Genomic DNA, 15,807 nt, shown 5'->3' with positions numbered 1-15,807 from the left:
GGGATTTATCCCCGCTGGGCTGCGAAGCAGCCCCAAATGGCCAGCCTGAAATAAAGGTGAAAGCCTTATATTGCTGGGGCGCGCTTCGCGCCCCAGCGGGGATAAATCCCCTCGCCACAGATAAATCCCCTCGCCACAGGTCACACCGCTTGCCCCTCTAGAAGTTATCCGGCGTCCGCGCCTTCTCCCGCGCATGCTCACGGCTGATCAAGCCTTTGCTCACCAAGTCCTTCAAACACATATCCAGCGTCTGCATCCCCAGCGAACCGCCGGTCTGGATCGATGAGTACATCTGCGCGATTTTGTCTTCGCGGATCAGGTTCCGAATGGCCGAGGTGCCCAGCATGATCTCGTGCGCGGCAATCCGGCCCCCACCGATTTTCTTGATCAACGTCTGGGAAATCACCGCCTGCAACGACTCCGACAGCATCGAGCGGACCATGGACTTTTCATCGCCCGGGAACACGTCCACCACCCGGTCGATGGTCTTGGCCGCCGAGGTGGTGTGCAAAGTGCCGAACACCAGGTGCCCGGTTTCGGCGGCGGTCAGCGCCAGGCGGATGGTTTCCAGATCGCGCATCTCGCCCACCAGGATCACGTCCGGATCCTCCCGCAGGGCTGAACGCAGGGCCGTGGAGAAACTTTGGGTGTCGCGGTGCACCTCGCGCTGGTTGATCAGGCACTTGCGCGGTTCGTGAACGAATTCGATAGGGTCTTCGATGGTGAGGATGTGATGGTGCTTATGGCTGTTGAGGTAGTCGATCATGGCCGCCAGGGTGGTGGACTTGCCCGAACCGGTCGGCCCGGTCACCAGCACCAGCCCACGCGGCGATTCGGTCACCTTGCGAAACACCTCGCCCATCCCCAGGTCTTCCATGGTCAGGACTTTCGACGGAATGGTCCGGAACACCGCCCCCGCGCCGCGATTCTGATTGAAGGCGTTGACCCGGAATCGCGCGACACCCGGCACGTCGAAGGAAAAGTCGGTCTCCAGAAACTTTTCGTAATCCACCCGTTGCCGGTCGTTCATGATGTCGTAGATCAGTTCATGGACCTGCTTGTGGTCCAGCGCCGGCAGGTTGATCCGCCGTACATCGCCATCCACGCGGATCATCGGCGGCAGCCCGGCGGACAGGTGCAGGTCCGACGCCCCCTGTTTGGCGCTGAACGCCAGCAGTTCAGTGATATCCATAGCGCTCCTCAATTCCAGTAGAATGCCGCGAACCTCACCGCTGGCGCTTCCTTTATGTCCACGATAGCAGACAACATTGCTCAGGTTAGTTCGCGCATCCGCACGGCGGAGCAGACCGCCCAACGTACCGAAGGCAGTGTCCAACTGCTGGCCGTGAGCAAGACCAAGCCTGCCCAGGCCCTGCGTGAAGCCTATGCCGCCGGCCTGCGGGACTTCGGCGAGAACTACCTGCAAGAGGCCCTGGGCAAACAGGCCGAATTGACCGACCTGCCCTTGATCTGGCACTTCATCGGCCCCATTCAATCGAACAAGACGCGTGCTATCGCCGAACACTTCGACTGGGTGCATTCCGTGGATCGCTTGAAAATTGCACAGCGCCTGTCCGAGCAGCGCCCGACCGAGTTGCCGCCGCTGAACATCTGTATCCAGGTCAACGTCAGCGGTGAAGCCAGCAAATCCGGCTGCACCCCGGCGGACCTGCCCGCCCTGGCCAGCGCCATCAGCGCTTTGCCGCGCCTGAAGCTGCGCGGGCTGATGGCGATTCCCGAACCCACCGAAGAACGTACCGCCCAGGATGCAGCCTTCGCCGCCGTTCAACGCCTGCAAGCCAGCCTGGCACTGCCGCTGGACACGCTTTCCATGGGCATGAGCCACGACCTCGAGTCGGCCATTGCCCAAGGCGCCACCTGGGTGCGCATCGGTACTGCCCTGTTTGGTGCCCGCGACTACGGTCAATCCTGAACCATGACCGACTCATCTCTTTATAAGGACCTGTCATGAGCAACACGCGTATTGCCTTCATAGGCGCCGGCAACATGGCCGCCAGTCTGATCGGCGGCCTGCGGGCCAAGGGCCTGGACGCTTCGCTGATCCGCGCCAGCGATCCGGGTGAAGAGACCCGCACCCGAGTGAGTGCCGAGCACGGCATCGAAACCTTCGCCGACAATGCCCAGGCCATCGACGGTGCCGACGTCATCGTGCTGGCGGTCAAGCCGCAAGCGATGAAAACTGTCTGCGAAGCCCTTCGCCCCAGCCTCACCCCCCATCAACTGGTGGTGTCGATTGCCGCCGGCATCACCTGCGCCAGCATGAACAACTGGCTCGGCGAGCAGCCGATCGTACGCTGCATGCCCAACACGCCGGCACTGCTGCGCCAGGGCGTCAGCGGCCTGTTCGCCACGCCAGGCGTGACCGCCGAGCAACGCCAGCAGGCCGAAACGCTGCTGTCGGCCGTCGGCCTGGCCCTGTGGCTGGACACCGAACAGCAACTGGACGCGGTCACCGCCGTCTCCGGCTCCGGCCCGGCGTACTTTTTCCTGCTGATCGAAGCCATGACCGCCGCTGGCGAAAAACTTGGCCTGACCCGGGAAACCGCCGCCCAGTTGACCTTGCAGACCGCCCTCGGTGCCGCGCACATGGCGGTGTCGAGCGATGTCGATGCGGCCGAGCTGCGTCGTCGCGTGACCTCGCCGGCCGGCACCACCGAAGCGGCCATCAAATCGTTCCAGGCCGGGGGCTTCGAAGCCCTGGTGGAAAAAGCACTCGGCGCCGCCGCGCACCGCTCGGCCGAAATGGCCGAACAACTGGGCCAATAAGGAGCCATTCATGATTGGATTGAACACTGCAGCGGTCTACGTGCTGCAAACCCTCGGCAGCCTGTACTTGCTGATCGTACTGCTGCGTTTCGTGCTGCAACTGGTGCGCGCCAACTTCTACAACCCGCTGTGCCAGTTCATCGTCAAGGCCACCCAGCCGCTGCTCAAGCCACTGCGCCGGATCATCCCGAGCCTGTTCGGCCTGGACATGTCGTCGCTGGTCCTGGCGATCCTCGTGCAAATGGCGCTGATGGCCCTGACCCTGCTGCTGACCTACGGCACCACCGGCAACCCGCTGCAATTGCTGATCTGGTCGCTCATTGGCGTCACCGCGCTGTTCCTGAAGATTTTCTTCTTCGCCCTGATCATCAGCGTGATCCTGTCCTGGGTCGCACCAGGCAGCCATAACCCGGGCGCCGAGCTGGTGAACCAGATCTGCGAGCCGGCCCTGGCGCCGTTCCGTCGCATCGTGCCGAACCTGGGCGGCCTGGATATCTCGCCGATCCTGGCGTTCATGGTGCTCAAGCTCATCGACATGCTGGTGATCAACAACCTGGCGGCGATGACCATGATGCCGGAAATCCTGCGGCTGCTGATCTGACGCCCCCAGCTCTGCTCTCTGTGGCAAAAGAACTGTTTGTGGCGAGGGGATTTATCCCCGCTGGGCCGCGAAGCGGCCCCAAAGCAGACAGCTCGGTCAGTCTGATACTCCACATACTCAGGTTTCAGGGCTGCTTCGCAGCCCAGCGGGGATAAATCCCCTCGCCACAAATAAATCCCCTCGCAACCGTTGTATCCCCTGGTTGCGCCTTTGCTTGCCGCCCGCCACAGCGGTCTTTAGACTTACGCCTCATTTCAACGCGAGCAGGGTCGATGCCAGCTGCCTTTCCCCCCGATTCCGTTGGTCTGGTGACGCCGCAAACGGCGCATTTCAGCGAGCCCCTGGCCCTGGCCTGCGGTCGTTCGTTGCCAGCCTATGACCTGATCTACGAAACCTACGGCACCCTCAATGCCACGGCGAGCAATGCCGTGCTGATTTGCCACGCCTTGTCGGGGCATCACCACGCCGCCGGCTACCACAGCATCGACGACCGCAAGCCCGGTTGGTGGGACAGTTGCATCGGCCCGGGCAAGCCCATCGACACCAGCAAGTTCTTCGTGGTCAGCCTGAACAACCTGGGCGGCTGCAACGGCTCCACCGGCCCCAGCAGCCTCAACCCGGACACCGGCAAGCCCTTCGGCGCCGATTTCCCGGTGCTGACCGTGGAAGACTGGGTCCACAGCCAGGCCCGCCTGGCCGATCGCCTCGGTATCGGCCAGTGGGCCGCCGTGATCGGCGGCAGCCTGGGAGGCATGCAGGCCCTGCAATGGACCATCACTTACCCGGACCGCGTGCGCCACTGCCTGGCAATCGCCTCGGCCCCCAAGCTGTCGGCGCAAAACATCGCCTTCAACGAAGTGGCGCGCCAGGCGATCCTCACCGACCCCGAATTCCACGGCGGTTCGTTCCAGGAACACGGCGTGATCCCCAAGCGCGGGCTGATGCTGGCGCGGATGGTCGGGCACATCACCTACCTGTCCGACGACTCCATGGGCGAGAAATTCGGCCGCGGCCTCAAGAGCGAAAAGCTCAACTACGACTTCCACAGCGTCGAATTCCAAGTCGAGAGCTACCTGCGCTATCAGGGTGAAGAATTCTCCGGGCGTTTCGACGCCAACACCTACCTGTTGATGACCAAGGCCCTGGACTACTTCGATCCGGCGGCGAACTTCGACGATGACCTGGCGAAAACTTTCGCCAAGGCCACCGCCAAGTTCTGCGTGATGTCGTTCACCACCGACTGGCGCTTCTCCCCGGCGCGCTCGCGGGAGCTGGTGGACGCACTGATGGCCGCGCGCAAGGATGTCTGCTACCTGGAAATCGACGCGCCCCAGGGCCACGACGCCTTTTTGATCCCGATCCCGCGCTACCTGCAGGCGTTCGGCAACTACATGAACCGTATAACGCTGTGAGGACGCCATGAGAGCCGATCTGGACATCATCCAGGAATGGATTCCCGCCGGCAGTCGCGTGCTCGACCTGGGCTGCGGCAACGGCGAACTGCTGACCTGGCTGCGGGACAACAAGCAAGTGACCGGCTACGGCCTGGAAAACGACCCGGACAACATTGCCGAGTGCGTCGCCAAGGGCATCAACGTCATCGAGCAGGACCTGGACAAGGGCCTGGGCAACTTCGCCAGCAACAGCTTCGACATCGTGGTCATGACCCAAGCCCTGCAAGCGGTGCACTACCCGGACAAGATCCTCGACGAAATGCTGCGGGTCGGGCGCCAGTGCATCATCACCTTCCCCAACTTCGGTCACTGGCGCTGCCGCTGGTACCTGGCGAGCAAGGGGCGCATGCCGGTTTCGGATTTCCTGCCCTACACCTGGTACAACACGCCGAACATCCACTTCTGCACCTTCAAGGATTTCGAAGCGCTGTGCCGCGAACGTGAAGCCAAGGTCATCGATCGCCTGGCCGTGGACCAGCAGCACCGCCACGGGTGGGCCAGCAAGCTATGGCCTAATCTGTTAGGTGAAATAGGCATCTATCGGGTCAGCAGCCCAGGCCTTGCCGATTACCAGGTCGCGGTGTAAGCCCCGGCCTCACCAGGAGCACGACATGAAACGTCTAGCGTTGTTTCTCATCACCGCTTGCCTGAGCGTGGGCGCCATGGCCGCCGACGTCATCAAGGGCGAGCGCAAGGAAGTGTTCGGTGATATCACCGCGCACTACAACACGTTCAACTCCACCTTCCTGACGCCGGACATCGCCAAGGCTGCCGAGCTGATTCGCAGCAAGAACCAAGGTGTGATCAATGTCTCGGTGATTAAAAGCGGCAAGCCATTGATCGCCGACGTCAGCGGCACGGTGAAGGACCTGACCAGCAAGACAGTCCCTCTCTCCTTCCGCCAGATTACCGAACAAGGCGCGATCTATTACATCGCCCAGTATCCAGTGGACCAACAGGAAACCCGTACCTTCGAGATCAAGGTGCAAACCGGCGACAAGATCAACACCCTCAACTTCAACCAGGAACTGTTCCCCGGCGAATGATGAACCTCACCCAACTCGTACTGGCCAGCCACAACGCCGGCAAACTCAAGGAACTGCAGGCCATGCTCGGCGGGTCGGTGCAGTTGCGCTCGATTGGCGAATTCAGCCAGGTGGAACCGGAAGAGACCGGCCTGTCGTTCGTCGAGAACGCCATCCTCAAGGCCCGCAATGCCGCACGCATCTCGGGCCTGCCGGCGCTCGCCGACGATTCCGGGCTGGCCGTGGACTTCCTCGGCGGCGCACCGGGCATTTACTCGGCCCGTTACGCTGACGGCAAAGGAGACGCTGCGAACAACGCCAAGCTGCTCGATGCCCTCAAGGACGTGCCCGAAGCCGAGCGCGGCGCGCAGTTCGTGTGTGTGCTGGCCCTGGTCCGGCATGCCGATGATCCGCTGCCGATCCTCTGCGAAGGCCTGTGGCACGGACGCATTCTCACCCAAGCCAGCGGCGAGCACGGTTTTGGCTACGACCCGTTGTTCTGGGTGCCGGAGCGCAATTGCTCCAGCGCCGAGCTGGGGCCGGTGGAAAAGAACCAACTGAGCCACCGCGCCCGCGCCATGGCCCTGCTGCGTCAACGCCTGGGCCTGCAATGACCGACGACGCCCCCGCACCCCTGATCCATGGCGGTGCACAAACCCCGCGGGCGCCACTGCTGGTGTTGCCGCCCCTGGCGCTGTATATCCACATCCCGTGGTGCGTGCGCAAATGCCCCTATTGCGACTTCAACTCCCACACCGCCAGTCCACAGCTGCCGGAGGAGGAATACGTCGACGCCTTGCTGGCCGATCTCGACCAGGACCTGCACGGGGTTCATGGCCGCGAACTGAGCTCGATCTTCTTCGGCGGCGGTACGCCAAGCCTGTTCAGTGCCCAGGCCCTGGGCCGGTTGCTCAAGGGTGTCGAGGCACGGATCCCCTTCGCCCAGGACATCGAAATCACCCTGGAAGCCAACCCCGGCACGTTCGAGCAAGAAAAGTTCGTCGCTTACCGGGCCCTGGGCATCAATCGCCTGTCCATCGGCATCCAGAGCTTCCAGCAGGCCAAGCTCGAAGCCCTGGGGCGCATCCATAACGGTGACGAAGCGGTACGCGCCGCCGGCATGGCCCGCCAGGCCGGGTTCGACAACTTCAACCTGGACCTGATGCATGGGCTGCCCGACCAGTCCCTCGACGACGCCTTGAGCGACCTGCGCCAGGCCATTGCCTTGAAGCCGACCCACCTGTCCTGGTACCAGTTGACGCTGGAACCGAACACGGTGTTCTGGAACCAACCGCCGACCTTGCCCGAAGACGACACGCTGTGGGATATCCAGGAAGCCGGGCAGGCCTTGCTGGCCGAACACGGCTACGCCCAATACGAAGTCTCGGCCTACGCCCAGCCCGGCCGGGCGGCGCGGCATAACCTCAACTACTGGAGCTTCGGCGACTTCATCGGCATCGGCGCCGGCGCCCACGGCAAGCTCAGCCATCCGGACGGGCGCATCGTGCGCACCTGGAAGACCCGACTGCCCAAGGACTATCTCAATCCGGCCAAAAGCTTCCAGGCTGGCGAGAAAACCCTGGCCAATGAAGAACTGCCGTTCGAGTTCCTGATGAACGCCCTGCGCCTGACCGCAGGCGTGGACGCGCGGCTGTACCCGGAACGCACCGGGTTGCCCCTGCAAAGCCTGGCCGAAGGCCGGCGCGAGGCCGAACAAAGCGGGTTGTTGCAGGTCGAACCGACACGTCTGGCGGCCACCGAGCGCGGACAGCTGTTTCTCAATGACTTGCTGCAGACTTTTCTGAGCTGATCAACACAAGGAAATCGAATGGATCTGGTACTCGACCTGCTGGCCACCGTGTCCCGCTGGAGCCGCAGCAACCTGTCGGAAATCTCCCTGGCATTGGTAGGCTGCCTGCTGGTGCTGTTTGGTGCCGACATCAAGGGCTGGGTCGACCAACGCCTGGGCAGCATCGCCGGCGCCTTGCGCGTCCCCTTGATCGCCCTGCTGTGCATGATCGGCAGCGGTGCGGCGCTGATCTATGCCACGCCATGGATCGTCAGGGGCTTGAGCCAGTTCAACAACTACAGCCTGGCGCCGGTGTTGTTGGTGGTGCTGGTGTTGATTGGCGTGGTGGCGGATCGGCGCTGATCCCCCTCAGACACCACAAAACAAATGTGGGAGCGAGCTTGCTCGCGATGGGGCCATAACATCCAACATCAATGTTGACTGCTATGCCGCCATCGCGAGCAAGCTCGCTCCCACAGGAGATCCCATTTCAACAGGATCTTCGGGTTTTACGCCACCTTCTCGAACTTCAAATCCCAAACCCCATGCCCCAACCGTTCGCCACGGCGCTCGAACTTGGTGATCGGCCGTTCGGCCGGGCGTGGCACGCACTTGCCGTCTTCGGCCAGGTTGCGATAGCCCGGGGCGACGTTCATCACTTCCAGCATGTACTCGGCGTAGGGTTCCCAGTCGGTGGCCATGTGCAGCACACCGCCGACCTTCAACTTGCTGCGCACCAGTTCAGCGAACGACGCCTGGACGATACGGCGCTTGTGGTGCCGGCTTTTGTGCCAAGGGTCCGGGAAGAACAGCATCAGCCGGTCGAGACTGTTGTCGGCCACGCAGCGGTTGAGCACTTCGATGGCGTCGCAATCGTAGACCCGCAGGTTGGTCAGCCCTTGGGTCAGCACGCCGTTGAGCAGCGCACCGACACCGGGACGGTGGACTTCCACCCCGATGAAATCCTGCTCCGGCGAAGCGGCGGCCATTTCCAGCAACGAGTGCCCCATGCCGAAGCCGATTTCCAGCGAGCGCGGGGCCGAGCGGCCGAACACCTGGTCAAAATCCACCGGCGCATCGGCCAGGGGCAGGACAAACAGCGGCGCGCCCTGCTCCAGGCCGCGCTGCTGGCCTTCGGTCATGCGCCCGGCGCGCATCACGAAACTCTTGATGCGGCGGTGCTGGCGCTCTTCGCCTTCTTCCGGCAGGACCGGCGTGTCGTTCGATTCAGTCATCAATGGCTCTTACTTGATCAGACCATCCAGCGGCGAGGAGGCGCTGGCGTAAAGTTTTTTCGGCATGCGGCCGGCCAGGTACGCCAGGCGACCGGCGACGATGGCGTGCTTCATGGCTTCGGCCATCAGGACCGGCTGCTGGGCGTGGGCGATGGCCGAGTTCATCAGCACCGCTTCGCAACCCAGCTCCATGGCGATCGTGGCGTCGGAGGCGGTGCCGACACCGGCATCCACCAACACCGGGATCTTGGCTTCTTCCAGGATGATCTGCAGGTTGTACGGGTTGCAGATCCCCAGGCCAGTGCCGATCAGGCCGGCCAGCGGCATGACCGCGATGCAGCCGATTTCCGCCAGTTGACGGGCGATGATCGGGTCATCGCTGGTGTAGACCATCACGTCGAAACCTTCCTTGACCAGGGTTTCGGCGGCCTTGAGGGTCTCGATCACGTTGGGGAACAGGGTTTTCTGGTCCGCCAGCACTTCCAGCTTCACCAGGTTGTGGCCATCGAGCAGTTCACGGGCCAGGCGGCAGGTGCGCACGGCCTCGATGGCGTCGAAGCAACCGGCGGTGTTCGGCAGGATGGTGTAGCGATCCGGCGGCAGGATATCCAGCAGGTTCGGTTCGCCCGGGTTCTGGCCGATGTTGGTCCGGCGCACGGCGACGGTCACGATCTCGGCGCCCGAGGCCTCGATGGCCAGGCGGGTTTCTTCCATGTCGCGGTATTTGCCGGTGCCTACCAGCAAGCGCGACTGGTAGGTACGACCGGCCAGGACGAAGGGCTTGTCGCTACGAACAATGCTCATGGGAAATCCTCTGTTGGGGTGAGGTTCTTGCGAAATGCTGCGAAACCGAGGCGACTAGCCACCACCGATGGCGTGGACCACTTCGACCGAATCGCCGTCGTTCAACGTGGTTTCGGCGTGCAGGCTGCGCGGGACGATATCCAGATTGAGCTCCACCGCGACGCGACGTCCAGCCAGCTCCAGACGGGTCAGCAGGGCCGCAACGGTTTCACCGTCGGGCAGTTCAAGGGGTTCGCCGTTCAACTGAATGCGCATGCCGGATGCCGCCATCATTTTTAGGGGCTGGCATTCTAGCCCGATCAGTCTGGGCGACCCAAGCCATTCGTCATGAAATGGACCGGCAGGTCAGCCCAGCCGCCAGGCGGCAAGCCCCAGGCACAACCAGCCGATCAGGAACGCCACGCCACCCAACGGGGTGATGATGCCCAGCTTGCTGATGCCCGTAAGGGTCAACAGATACAGACTGCCGGAGAACAACAGGATGCCGACGACAAACGAAATCCCGGCCCAAGTGACGACGCGTCCGGGAATGTGAGTGGCCAGCAACGCAACGCCCAGCAACGCCAGGGTGTGCACCAGCTGGTAGGTGACGCCGGTGTGGAAAATCGCCAGGTAATCGGCGCTCAGGCGATTTTTCAGGCCATGGGCGGCAAATGCCCCCAGCGCCACGCCCGTGAAACCGAAAAAAGCCGCCAGCATCAGAAAGCTACGCAACATGGGAACTCCAGTCAGACTCGGTGGACAGGGTCTGTATAATGGCCCGCTCGACGGGTTCGGCCAAGCCATCTCTATGCTGCGTTTATTGTTTCGACGATTCCTTAAAGCCCTGCTCTGGTTCGCCGTCGGCAGCGTCGTGCTGGTGCTGCTGTTTCGCGTGGTGCCGCCGCCGTTCACGGCGCTGATGATCGAGCGCAAGGTTGAATCCTGGTTCGGCGGTGAGCCGATCGACCTGCAACGCACCTGGCAGCCTTGGGACCGGATTTCCGACAGCCTCAAGGTGGCGGTGATCGCTGGTGAAGATCAGAAATTCCCCGAGCACTGGGGCTTCGACATTGGCGCGATCCAGGCCGCCTTCGCTCACAATGGGCGTGGCGGTTCGATTCGCGGCGCCAGCACCCTCAGCCAGCAAGTGTCCAAGAACCTGTTCCTGTGGTCGGGCCGCAGCTGGCTGCGCAAAGGCCTGGAGGCCTGGTTCACCGCGCTGATCGAAGTGCTCTGGCCCAAGCAGCGGATCCTTGAGGTGTATCTCAACAGCGTCGAGTGGGATGACGGTGTGTTCGGGGCGGAAGCAGCGGCACGCCATCACTTCCGCACCAGCGCCGACGCCTTGTCCCGGCAACAGGCCAGCCTGCTGGCGGCGGTATTGCCCAACCCGCGGAAATGGAGCGCCAGCCGACCGAGCCCCTATGTGCTACGGCGGGCGGGCTGGATTCGCCAGCAGATGAGCCAGCTGGGGGGTGACAGCTACCTGTTGGAGCTCGATCGTTCGCGGCGGGTGCCTTGGGCGCAATAGCCACCCGCTTTATGATCGTCCCCACGCTCCGCGTGGGAATGCAGCACGGGACGCTCCGCGTCCCAAAGCGTGACGCGGAGCGTCACAGGATGCGTTCCCACGCAGAGCGTGGGAACGATCACATCAGAGGTTTTGCCCACACAAACAAAAACGCCCCGATCATCGCTGATCGGGGCGTTTTCTTAGGCGTTACCGTCGTCAAGCCGCAATCGACACCTTGAGCTTGTTCATCGCACTCTTCTCGAGCTGGCGAATCCGCTCGGCCGACACGTTGTACTTCTGCGCCAGGTCGTGCAGCGTGGCTTTTTCCTCGGCCAGCCAGCGCTGGTAGAGGATGTCGCGGCTGCGTTCGTCCAGCACTTCCAGGGCTTCGTGCAGGTTGGTGTTGGAGTTGTCGCTCCAGTCGGCGTCTTCCAGTTGACGCGCCGGGTCATACCGGTGGTCTTCCAGGTAGTTGGCCGGCGATTGGAAAGCGCTGTCGTCGTCCGCTTCGGCGGCCGGGTCGAAGGCCATGTCATGGCCGGTCAGGCGGCTTTCCATCTCGCGTACTTCCCGAGGCTCTACGCCCAGGCTTTCAGCCACGCGGTGGACTTCTTCGTTGTTCAGCCAGGCCAGACGCTTCTTCTGGCTGCGCAGGTTGAAGAACAGCTTGCGCTGGGCCTTGGTGGTCGCGACTTTCACGATGCGCCAGTTGCGCAGGATGAACTCGTGGATTTCCGCCTTGATCCAGTGCACGGCGAACGACACCAGGCGCACACCCATTTCCGGGTTGAAGCGCTTGACCGCCTTCATCAGGCCGACGTTGCCTTCCTGGATCAGGTCGGCCTGGGCCAGCCCGTAGCCGGAATAGCTGCGGGCGATATGTACGACAAAACGCAGGTGGGCGAGCACCATCTGCCGAGCCGCCTCAAGATCCTGCTCATAATAGAGACTCTCGGCCAGTTCACGCTCCTGCTCGGGCGTCAGCAAGGGGATGCTGTTCACCGTGTGCACATAGGCCTCCAGGTTCGCACCCGGGACCAGAGCATAAGCAGGTTGCAAAGAAGTGGTCATACGAAAAAACCTCCGACTCACATAACTCGTGCAGTTCAGCACTGCGAAAATTGACCGGGAACCCTAAGACAAGTTCCCACAAAAACCGAAAGGTCAATACGCGCAAAAAACACTATTTTGGCGCAAGCTCACGCAAGTGGCGTGCGACCGCAATCCATGCACCGATATAACCCAACAGCACCGCGCCAAGCAAGAGCGACAGACCGTCGGCGACTGGCACTCCGGCCAGCGCGAAATCACTGCCGTACAAACCGGCCAGCCCCACTACCGCATCGTTCAGCCAGTCCAGGCCAAACGCCAATACGCCCCAGGACAGAATCCCCGCACCGAAGCCATACAGCGCCCCCATATAAAGGAAGGGCCTGCGTACATAACTGTCCGTACCGCCGACGAGTTTAATCACTTCTATCTCGGTGCGGCGGTTTTCAATATGAAGACGAATGGTATTGCCTATCACCAAAAGTAATGCAGAAACCAGCAGCACCGTCAGACCGAAGACAAACCGGTCGCCGAGCTTGAGGATCGCCGCAAGACGCTCGACCCAGACTAGATCAAGTTGCGCCTGTTGTACCTTCGGCAACTCGGAAAGTCTTTGTCTTAATGCTTCAAGGGCGGGCTTGTCGACCTCGTTCGGCGTCACCAGCACCACGCCCGGCAGCGGGTTCTCCGGCAGCTCCTTGAGCGCATCGCCCAGGCCGGACTGTTGCTGGAACTCCTCCAGCGCCTGCTCGCGGCCGATGTACTCGGCTTCAGCCACACCCGGCATCGCCTTGATCTGCTCACCCAATGCCTGGCCTTCGGCGGGACTGGCGTCCATCTGCAGGTACAGGGAAATCTGCGCCGCGCGCTGCCAGGAGCCGCCCAGGCGCTCCACATTATTCAGCAATAATGACAGGCCCATAGGCAGGCTCAAGGCGACCGCCATCACCATGCAGGTAAAGAAGCTGCCGATGGGCTGCTTGCCCAGGCGCCGCAGGCTGTCCAGCAGGCTGGCGCGATGGCTTTCGATCCAGGCGCGCAGCAGCGTGGCGAAATCCGGGCCGTCGTCATCGTCGCGCTTTTTCTTTTGCGGCTGCGGATCGGAGGCCTTCGGGGCCACGCGTTCGGCCACTTTCGGGCTGCGAGTAGCACTCATGCGCCAGCCTCCCCGTCACCGATCAATCGACCGCGTTGCAAGGTGAGCATGCGGTGACGCATGCGGGCGATCAGGGCCAGGTCGTGACTGGCGATCAGCACACTGGTACCCAGGCGGTTGATGTCTTCGAACACGCCCATGATTTCCGCCGCCAGGCGCGGGTCGAGGTTACCGGTGGGCTCGTCCGCCAGCAGCAAGGCCGGGCGATGGACGATGGCACGGGCGATGCCGACGCGCTGTTGCTGGCCGGTGGACAGGTCGCCCGGGTACAGGTCGGTCTTGTCCGACAGGGCCACGCGCTCCAGGGCCGAATCCACCCGCTTGATGATTTCGGCCTTGGACAGGCCAAGGATCTGCAACGGCAACGCCACGTTGTTGAACACCGTGCGATCGAACAGCAACTGGTGATTCTGGAACACCACGCCGATCTGCCGCCGCAGGTAGGGGATCTGGGCATTGCTGATGGTGCTCAGGTCCTGGCCGGCCAGCAGCAGTTTGCCGGTGGAAGGCCGCTCCATCGCCAGCAACAGGCGCAGCAAGGTGCTTTTACCGGCACCGGAATGGCCGGTGACAAACAGAAACTCGCCCCGACGGACCCGAAAGCTCAGCTCATGCAAGCCGACGTGACCGTTCGGATAGCGTTTACCGACCTGTTCGAAACGAATCATGAATGCTCCCGTTCGGCAAACAGTGCCTGGACAAAGGGCTCGGCTTCAAAGGTGCGCAAGTCGTCGATGCCTTCGCCCACGCCGATGTAGCGAATGGGCAGGCCGAATTGCTTGGCCAGGGCGAAAATCACCCCGCCCTTGGCGGTGCCGTCGAGCTTGGTCAGGGCCAGCCCAGTCAGTTCGACGGTCTGGTTGAATTGCTTGGCCTGGTTGATGGCGTTCTGGCCGGTACCGGCGTCCAGCACCAGCAGCACTTCGTGGGGCGCGTCGGCGTCGAGCTTGCCGATCACCCGGCGCACCTTCTTCAATTCTTCCATCAGGTTGTCTTTGGTGTGCAGGCGACCGGCCGTGTCGGCGATCAGCACATCGATGCCACGGGCCTTGGCCGCCTGCACGGCGTCGAAGATCACCGAAGCGGAGTCGGCGCCGGTATGTTGGGCGATCACCGGGATCTTGTTGCGCTCGCCCCACACTTGCAGTTGTTCGACCGCGGCGGCGCGGAAGGTGTCGCCGGCGGCGAGCATGACTTTCTTGCCTTCGAGCTGCAGCTTCTTGGCCAGCTTGCCGATGGTGGTGGTCTTGCCGGCGCCATTGACGCCAACGACCAGGATCACGAATGGCTTGTTCTGCGAGGCGATCACCAGCGGCTTTTCCACCGGCTTGAGCAGGCTGGTCAGCTCGCCCTGCAGGGATTTGTACAGGGCGTCGGCATCGGTCAGCTGCTTGCGCGCGACCTTCTGGGTCAGGCTCTGGATAATCACCGAGGTGGCCTCGACGCCGACATCGGCGGTCAGCAGGCGGGTTTCGATGTCCTCCAGCAATTCGTCGTCTATGACTTTCTTGCCCAGGAACAGGCTGGCCATGCCTTCGCCGATGCTGGCGCTGGTCTTGGACAAGCCCTGCTTGAGGCGGGCGAAGAAGCCGACCTTGTTTTCCTCAGCGCTACGGACGGGCTCGACGGCGGCCATGGTTTCCAGCACGGCAGGTGCCGGCTCGGGGGCGGCAGGCGCAACCACGGGTGCAACGACGGCGGCTGGCGGTTCGATGAAAGCTTCGACGACCGGCGCCTCGACAACCTGTGTCGGCGCTGGAATCGGCGGGGTGATATGAGGCGCCGTTTCCTCGACCAGCGCGACGGGCTCTTCCGCCACCGGCAAGGTCAGCCAGGGCGTTTGCCCGGCGGGCGGGGTCAGCGGCTGCTCGGCCATCGGCTCGGCAACGGGCTCAGGCTCGACCGGTTGCAGCACCGGCTCGGCGATCGGCAGGACAATGGGCGCGGCTGCTTCGGCCACTGTCTCGGCGGCGGGCTCAGGCAGCGCTTGTGGCTGTTCGACGACGGTATCCTGCGGCTTCTTGCGCAGCCATCCGAACAGGCCTTTTTTCTCGCCAGCCGCGGCTGGGGTCTTCTTGTCGTCGTTGGAACCAAACATGGAGGACGGCTATCTCACGGTAGCGACGCGCCACGAGGGCGCCTCGGTGATAAATATTCAATGCTGAACAGACTGCGTTTCATCCAGCTTGTTCACGCGCAACATTTTGTCGAAGCGTCCCCAGGACGCCTCAAAGTCGATTTTTTCGAAGGACTGGTACGGCATCATCGGCGAAAACGCCGGGATCAACGAGCAAACCCAGGGTTTCTCCGCAGAACCCAGGCAACCCCGGGCCGATAAAAGGCCCGATAGGCGTGGCCGCCAGTAAAACGGATCAGTATCCTAGCACCTCCTCGCCTGCCGAGGCTAAGAC

General features: G+C 62.6%; 19 protein-coding genes. 10 read left to right on the top strand and 9 right to left on the bottom strand.

Features of this window, described 5'->3' with window-relative positions; genetic code table 11:
- Positions 1-157: 157 nt before the first annotated feature.
- The gene (locus BLP82_RS17680; protein ID WP_092170735.1) at positions 158-1,192 is read right to left on the bottom strand and encodes a type IV pilus twitching motility protein PilT; all 1,035 of its coding nucleotides are present in this window, start codon (positions 1,190-1,192) and stop codon (positions 158-160) included.
- A 54-nt stretch (positions 1,193-1,246) separates the two neighbouring features.
- Here BLP82_RS17680 and BLP82_RS17675 point away from each other — a divergent pair, with 54 nt between their 5' ends.
- From BLP82_RS17675 to BLP82_RS17635, 9 genes are all read left to right on the top strand, one after another.
- Entirely contained in the window at positions 1,247-1,933 is a 687-nt protein-coding gene (locus BLP82_RS17675; RefSeq protein ID WP_092170732.1) for a YggS family pyridoxal phosphate-dependent enzyme, read from the top strand.
- Between the two features lie 35 nt (positions 1,934-1,968).
- Entirely contained in the window at positions 1,969-2,787 is an 819-nt protein-coding gene (proC, locus tag BLP82_RS17670; protein ID WP_092170728.1) for a pyrroline-5-carboxylate reductase, read from the top strand.
- A 10-nt stretch (positions 2,788-2,797) separates the two neighbouring features.
- A complete protein-coding gene (locus BLP82_RS17665; RefSeq protein ID WP_060740201.1) occupies positions 2,798-3,388 on the top strand; it encodes a YggT family protein in 591 nt (196 codons plus the stop codon).
- Between the two features lie 272 nt (positions 3,389-3,660).
- A complete protein-coding gene (locus BLP82_RS17660) occupies positions 3,661-4,800 on the top strand; it encodes a homoserine O-succinyltransferase MetX (protein ID WP_092170724.1) in 1,140 nt (379 codons plus the stop codon).
- Positions 4,801-4,807: 7 nt separating this feature from the next.
- Positions 4,808-5,428 carry a methionine biosynthesis protein MetW gene (gene metW / locus BLP82_RS17655; protein WP_060740200.1) on the top strand — a complete coding sequence of 207 codons (621 nt, stop codon included), beginning with the start codon at positions 4,808-4,810 and terminating at the stop codon, positions 5,426-5,428.
- A gap of 25 nt (positions 5,429-5,453) precedes the next feature.
- Positions 5,454-5,888, top strand: a complete 435-nt coding sequence (locus BLP82_RS17650; protein WP_092170720.1) for a DUF4426 domain-containing protein — start codon at positions 5,454-5,456, stop codon at positions 5,886-5,888.
- Positions 5,885-6,481, top strand: coding sequence for an RdgB/HAM1 family non-canonical purine NTP pyrophosphatase (gene rdgB, locus BLP82_RS17645; RefSeq protein WP_060740198.1), 597 nt, complete (start codon positions 5,885-5,887; stop codon positions 6,479-6,481). Before BLP82_RS17650 ends, rdgB begins: the two co-directional genes overlap by 4 nt.
- The gene (gene hemW / locus BLP82_RS17640) at positions 6,478-7,677 is read left to right on the top strand and encodes a radical SAM family heme chaperone HemW (RefSeq protein WP_092170716.1); all 1,200 of its coding nucleotides are present in this window, start codon (positions 6,478-6,480) and stop codon (positions 7,675-7,677) included. Before rdgB ends, hemW begins: the two co-directional genes overlap by 4 nt.
- Positions 7,678-7,695: 18 nt before the next feature.
- Positions 7,696-8,019: a DUF3392 domain-containing protein gene (locus BLP82_RS17635; RefSeq protein ID WP_060740196.1), complete on the top strand. Its 324-nt coding sequence runs from the start codon at positions 7,696-7,698 to the stop codon at positions 8,017-8,019.
- Between the two features lie 146 nt (positions 8,020-8,165).
- Here the strand turns inward: BLP82_RS17635 and trmB are convergent, their stop codons facing one another.
- The 4 genes from trmB to BLP82_RS17615 all read right to left on the bottom strand — a co-directional run bounded on the left by trmB (position 8,166) and on the right by BLP82_RS17615 (position 10,412).
- Positions 8,166-8,891 carry a tRNA (guanosine(46)-N7)-methyltransferase TrmB gene (gene trmB, locus BLP82_RS17630; RefSeq protein ID WP_014340682.1) on the bottom strand — a complete coding sequence of 242 codons (726 nt, stop codon included), beginning with the start codon at positions 8,889-8,891 and terminating at the stop codon, positions 8,166-8,168.
- Positions 8,892-8,900: 9 nt separating this feature from the next.
- Entirely contained in the window at positions 8,901-9,695 is a 795-nt protein-coding gene (locus BLP82_RS17625) for a thiazole synthase (RefSeq protein WP_060740195.1), read from the bottom strand.
- Between the two features lie 54 nt (positions 9,696-9,749).
- Complete coding sequence (gene thiS / locus BLP82_RS17620) at positions 9,750-9,950, bottom strand: sulfur carrier protein ThiS (RefSeq protein WP_170842332.1); 201 nt, start codon at positions 9,948-9,950, stop codon at positions 9,750-9,752.
- A gap of 90 nt (positions 9,951-10,040) precedes the next feature.
- Entirely contained in the window at positions 10,041-10,412 is a 372-nt protein-coding gene (locus BLP82_RS17615) for a DUF423 domain-containing protein (protein ID WP_092170712.1), read from the bottom strand.
- Positions 10,413-10,485: 73 nt separating this feature from the next.
- Here BLP82_RS17615 and mtgA point away from each other — a divergent pair, with 73 nt between their 5' ends.
- Positions 10,486-11,208 carry a monofunctional biosynthetic peptidoglycan transglycosylase gene (gene mtgA / locus BLP82_RS17610; RefSeq protein ID WP_092170709.1) on the top strand — a complete coding sequence of 241 codons (723 nt, stop codon included), beginning with the start codon at positions 10,486-10,488 and terminating at the stop codon, positions 11,206-11,208.
- A gap of 198 nt (positions 11,209-11,406) precedes the next feature.
- Here the strand turns inward: mtgA and rpoH are convergent, their stop codons facing one another.
- The 4 genes from rpoH to ftsY form a co-directional block, all read right to left on the bottom strand.
- Positions 11,407-12,261: an RNA polymerase sigma factor RpoH gene (gene rpoH, locus BLP82_RS17600; RefSeq protein ID WP_003177476.1), complete on the bottom strand. Its 855-nt coding sequence runs from the start codon at positions 12,259-12,261 to the stop codon at positions 11,407-11,409.
- Positions 12,262-12,373: 112 nt separating this feature from the next.
- The gene (ftsX, locus tag BLP82_RS17595; RefSeq protein ID WP_060740191.1) at positions 12,374-13,396 is read right to left on the bottom strand and encodes a permease-like cell division protein FtsX; all 1,023 of its coding nucleotides are present in this window, start codon (positions 13,394-13,396) and stop codon (positions 12,374-12,376) included.
- On the bottom strand, positions 13,393-14,064 hold the full coding sequence (gene ftsE / locus BLP82_RS17590; protein ID WP_060740190.1) for a cell division ATP-binding protein FtsE: 672 nt from the start codon (positions 14,062-14,064) through the stop codon (positions 13,393-13,395). The genes ftsX and ftsE overlap by 4 nt, the downstream gene beginning before the upstream one ends.
- On the bottom strand, positions 14,061-15,494 hold the full coding sequence (gene ftsY / locus BLP82_RS17585; RefSeq protein WP_092170703.1) for a signal recognition particle-docking protein FtsY: 1,434 nt from the start codon (positions 15,492-15,494) through the stop codon (positions 14,061-14,063). The genes ftsE and ftsY overlap by 4 nt, the downstream gene beginning before the upstream one ends.
- Between the last annotated feature and the right edge of the window lie 313 nt (positions 15,495-15,807).

The organism is Pseudomonas sp. NFACC37-1 (assembly GCF_900101575.1).
In the GTDB taxonomy this organism is placed as follows: domain Bacteria; phylum Pseudomonadota; class Gammaproteobacteria; order Pseudomonadales; family Pseudomonadaceae; genus Aquipseudomonas; species Aquipseudomonas fluorescens_AA.
This window is presented reverse-complemented; position numbering and strand designations above follow the sequence as displayed.

Excerpts from the sequence above, each read along its gene's own strand:
- BLP82_RS17650 (WP_092170720.1), top strand. The coding sequence starts at position 5,454 with ATGAAACGTCTAGCGTTGTTTCTCATCACCGCTTGCCTGAGCGTGGGC.
- BLP82_RS17635 (WP_060740196.1), top strand. The coding sequence starts at position 7,696 with ATGGATCTGGTACTCGACCTGCTGGCCACCGTGTCCCGCTGGAGCCGC.
- rdgB (WP_060740198.1), top strand. The coding sequence starts at position 5,885 with ATGATGAACCTCACCCAACTCGTACTGGCCAGCCACAACGCCGGCAAA.
- BLP82_RS17625 (WP_060740195.1), bottom strand. The coding sequence starts at position 9,695 with ATGAGCATTGTTCGTAGCGACAAGCCCTTCGTCCTGGCCGGTCGTACC.
- ftsE (WP_060740190.1), bottom strand. The coding sequence starts at position 14,064 with ATGATTCGTTTCGAACAGGTCGGTAAACGCTATCCGAACGGTCACGTC.
- rpoH (WP_003177476.1), bottom strand. The coding sequence starts at position 12,261 with ATGACCACTTCTTTGCAACCTGCTTATGCTCTGGTCCCGGGTGCGAAC.
- trmB (WP_014340682.1), bottom strand. The coding sequence starts at position 8,891 with ATGACTGAATCGAACGACACGCCGGTCCTGCCGGAAGAAGGCGAAGAG.
- BLP82_RS17660 (WP_092170724.1), top strand. The coding sequence starts at position 3,661 with ATGCCAGCTGCCTTTCCCCCCGATTCCGTTGGTCTGGTGACGCCGCAA.
- BLP82_RS17615 (WP_092170712.1), bottom strand. The coding sequence starts at position 10,412 with ATGTTGCGTAGCTTTCTGATGCTGGCGGCTTTTTTCGGTTTCACGGGC.
- BLP82_RS17665 (WP_060740201.1), top strand. The coding sequence starts at position 2,798 with ATGATTGGATTGAACACTGCAGCGGTCTACGTGCTGCAAACCCTCGGC.
- hemW (WP_092170716.1), top strand. The coding sequence starts at position 6,478 with ATGACCGACGACGCCCCCGCACCCCTGATCCATGGCGGTGCACAAACC.
- ftsY (WP_092170703.1), bottom strand. The coding sequence starts at position 15,494 with ATGTTTGGTTCCAACGACGACAAGAAGACCCCAGCCGCGGCTGGCGAG.
- BLP82_RS17680 (WP_092170735.1), bottom strand. The coding sequence starts at position 1,192 with ATGGATATCACTGAACTGCTGGCGTTCAGCGCCAAACAGGGGGCGTCG.
- metW (WP_060740200.1), top strand. The coding sequence starts at position 4,808 with ATGAGAGCCGATCTGGACATCATCCAGGAATGGATTCCCGCCGGCAGT.
- proC (WP_092170728.1), top strand. The coding sequence starts at position 1,969 with ATGAGCAACACGCGTATTGCCTTCATAGGCGCCGGCAACATGGCCGCC.
- mtgA (WP_092170709.1), top strand. The coding sequence starts at position 10,486 with ATGCTGCGTTTATTGTTTCGACGATTCCTTAAAGCCCTGCTCTGGTTC.
- BLP82_RS17675 (WP_092170732.1), top strand. The coding sequence starts at position 1,247 with ATGTCCACGATAGCAGACAACATTGCTCAGGTTAGTTCGCGCATCCGC.
- thiS (WP_170842332.1), bottom strand. The coding sequence starts at position 9,950 with ATGCGCATTCAGTTGAACGGCGAACCCCTTGAACTGCCCGACGGTGAA.
- ftsX (WP_060740191.1), bottom strand. The coding sequence starts at position 13,396 with ATGAGTGCTACTCGCAGCCCGAAAGTGGCCGAACGCGTGGCCCCGAAG.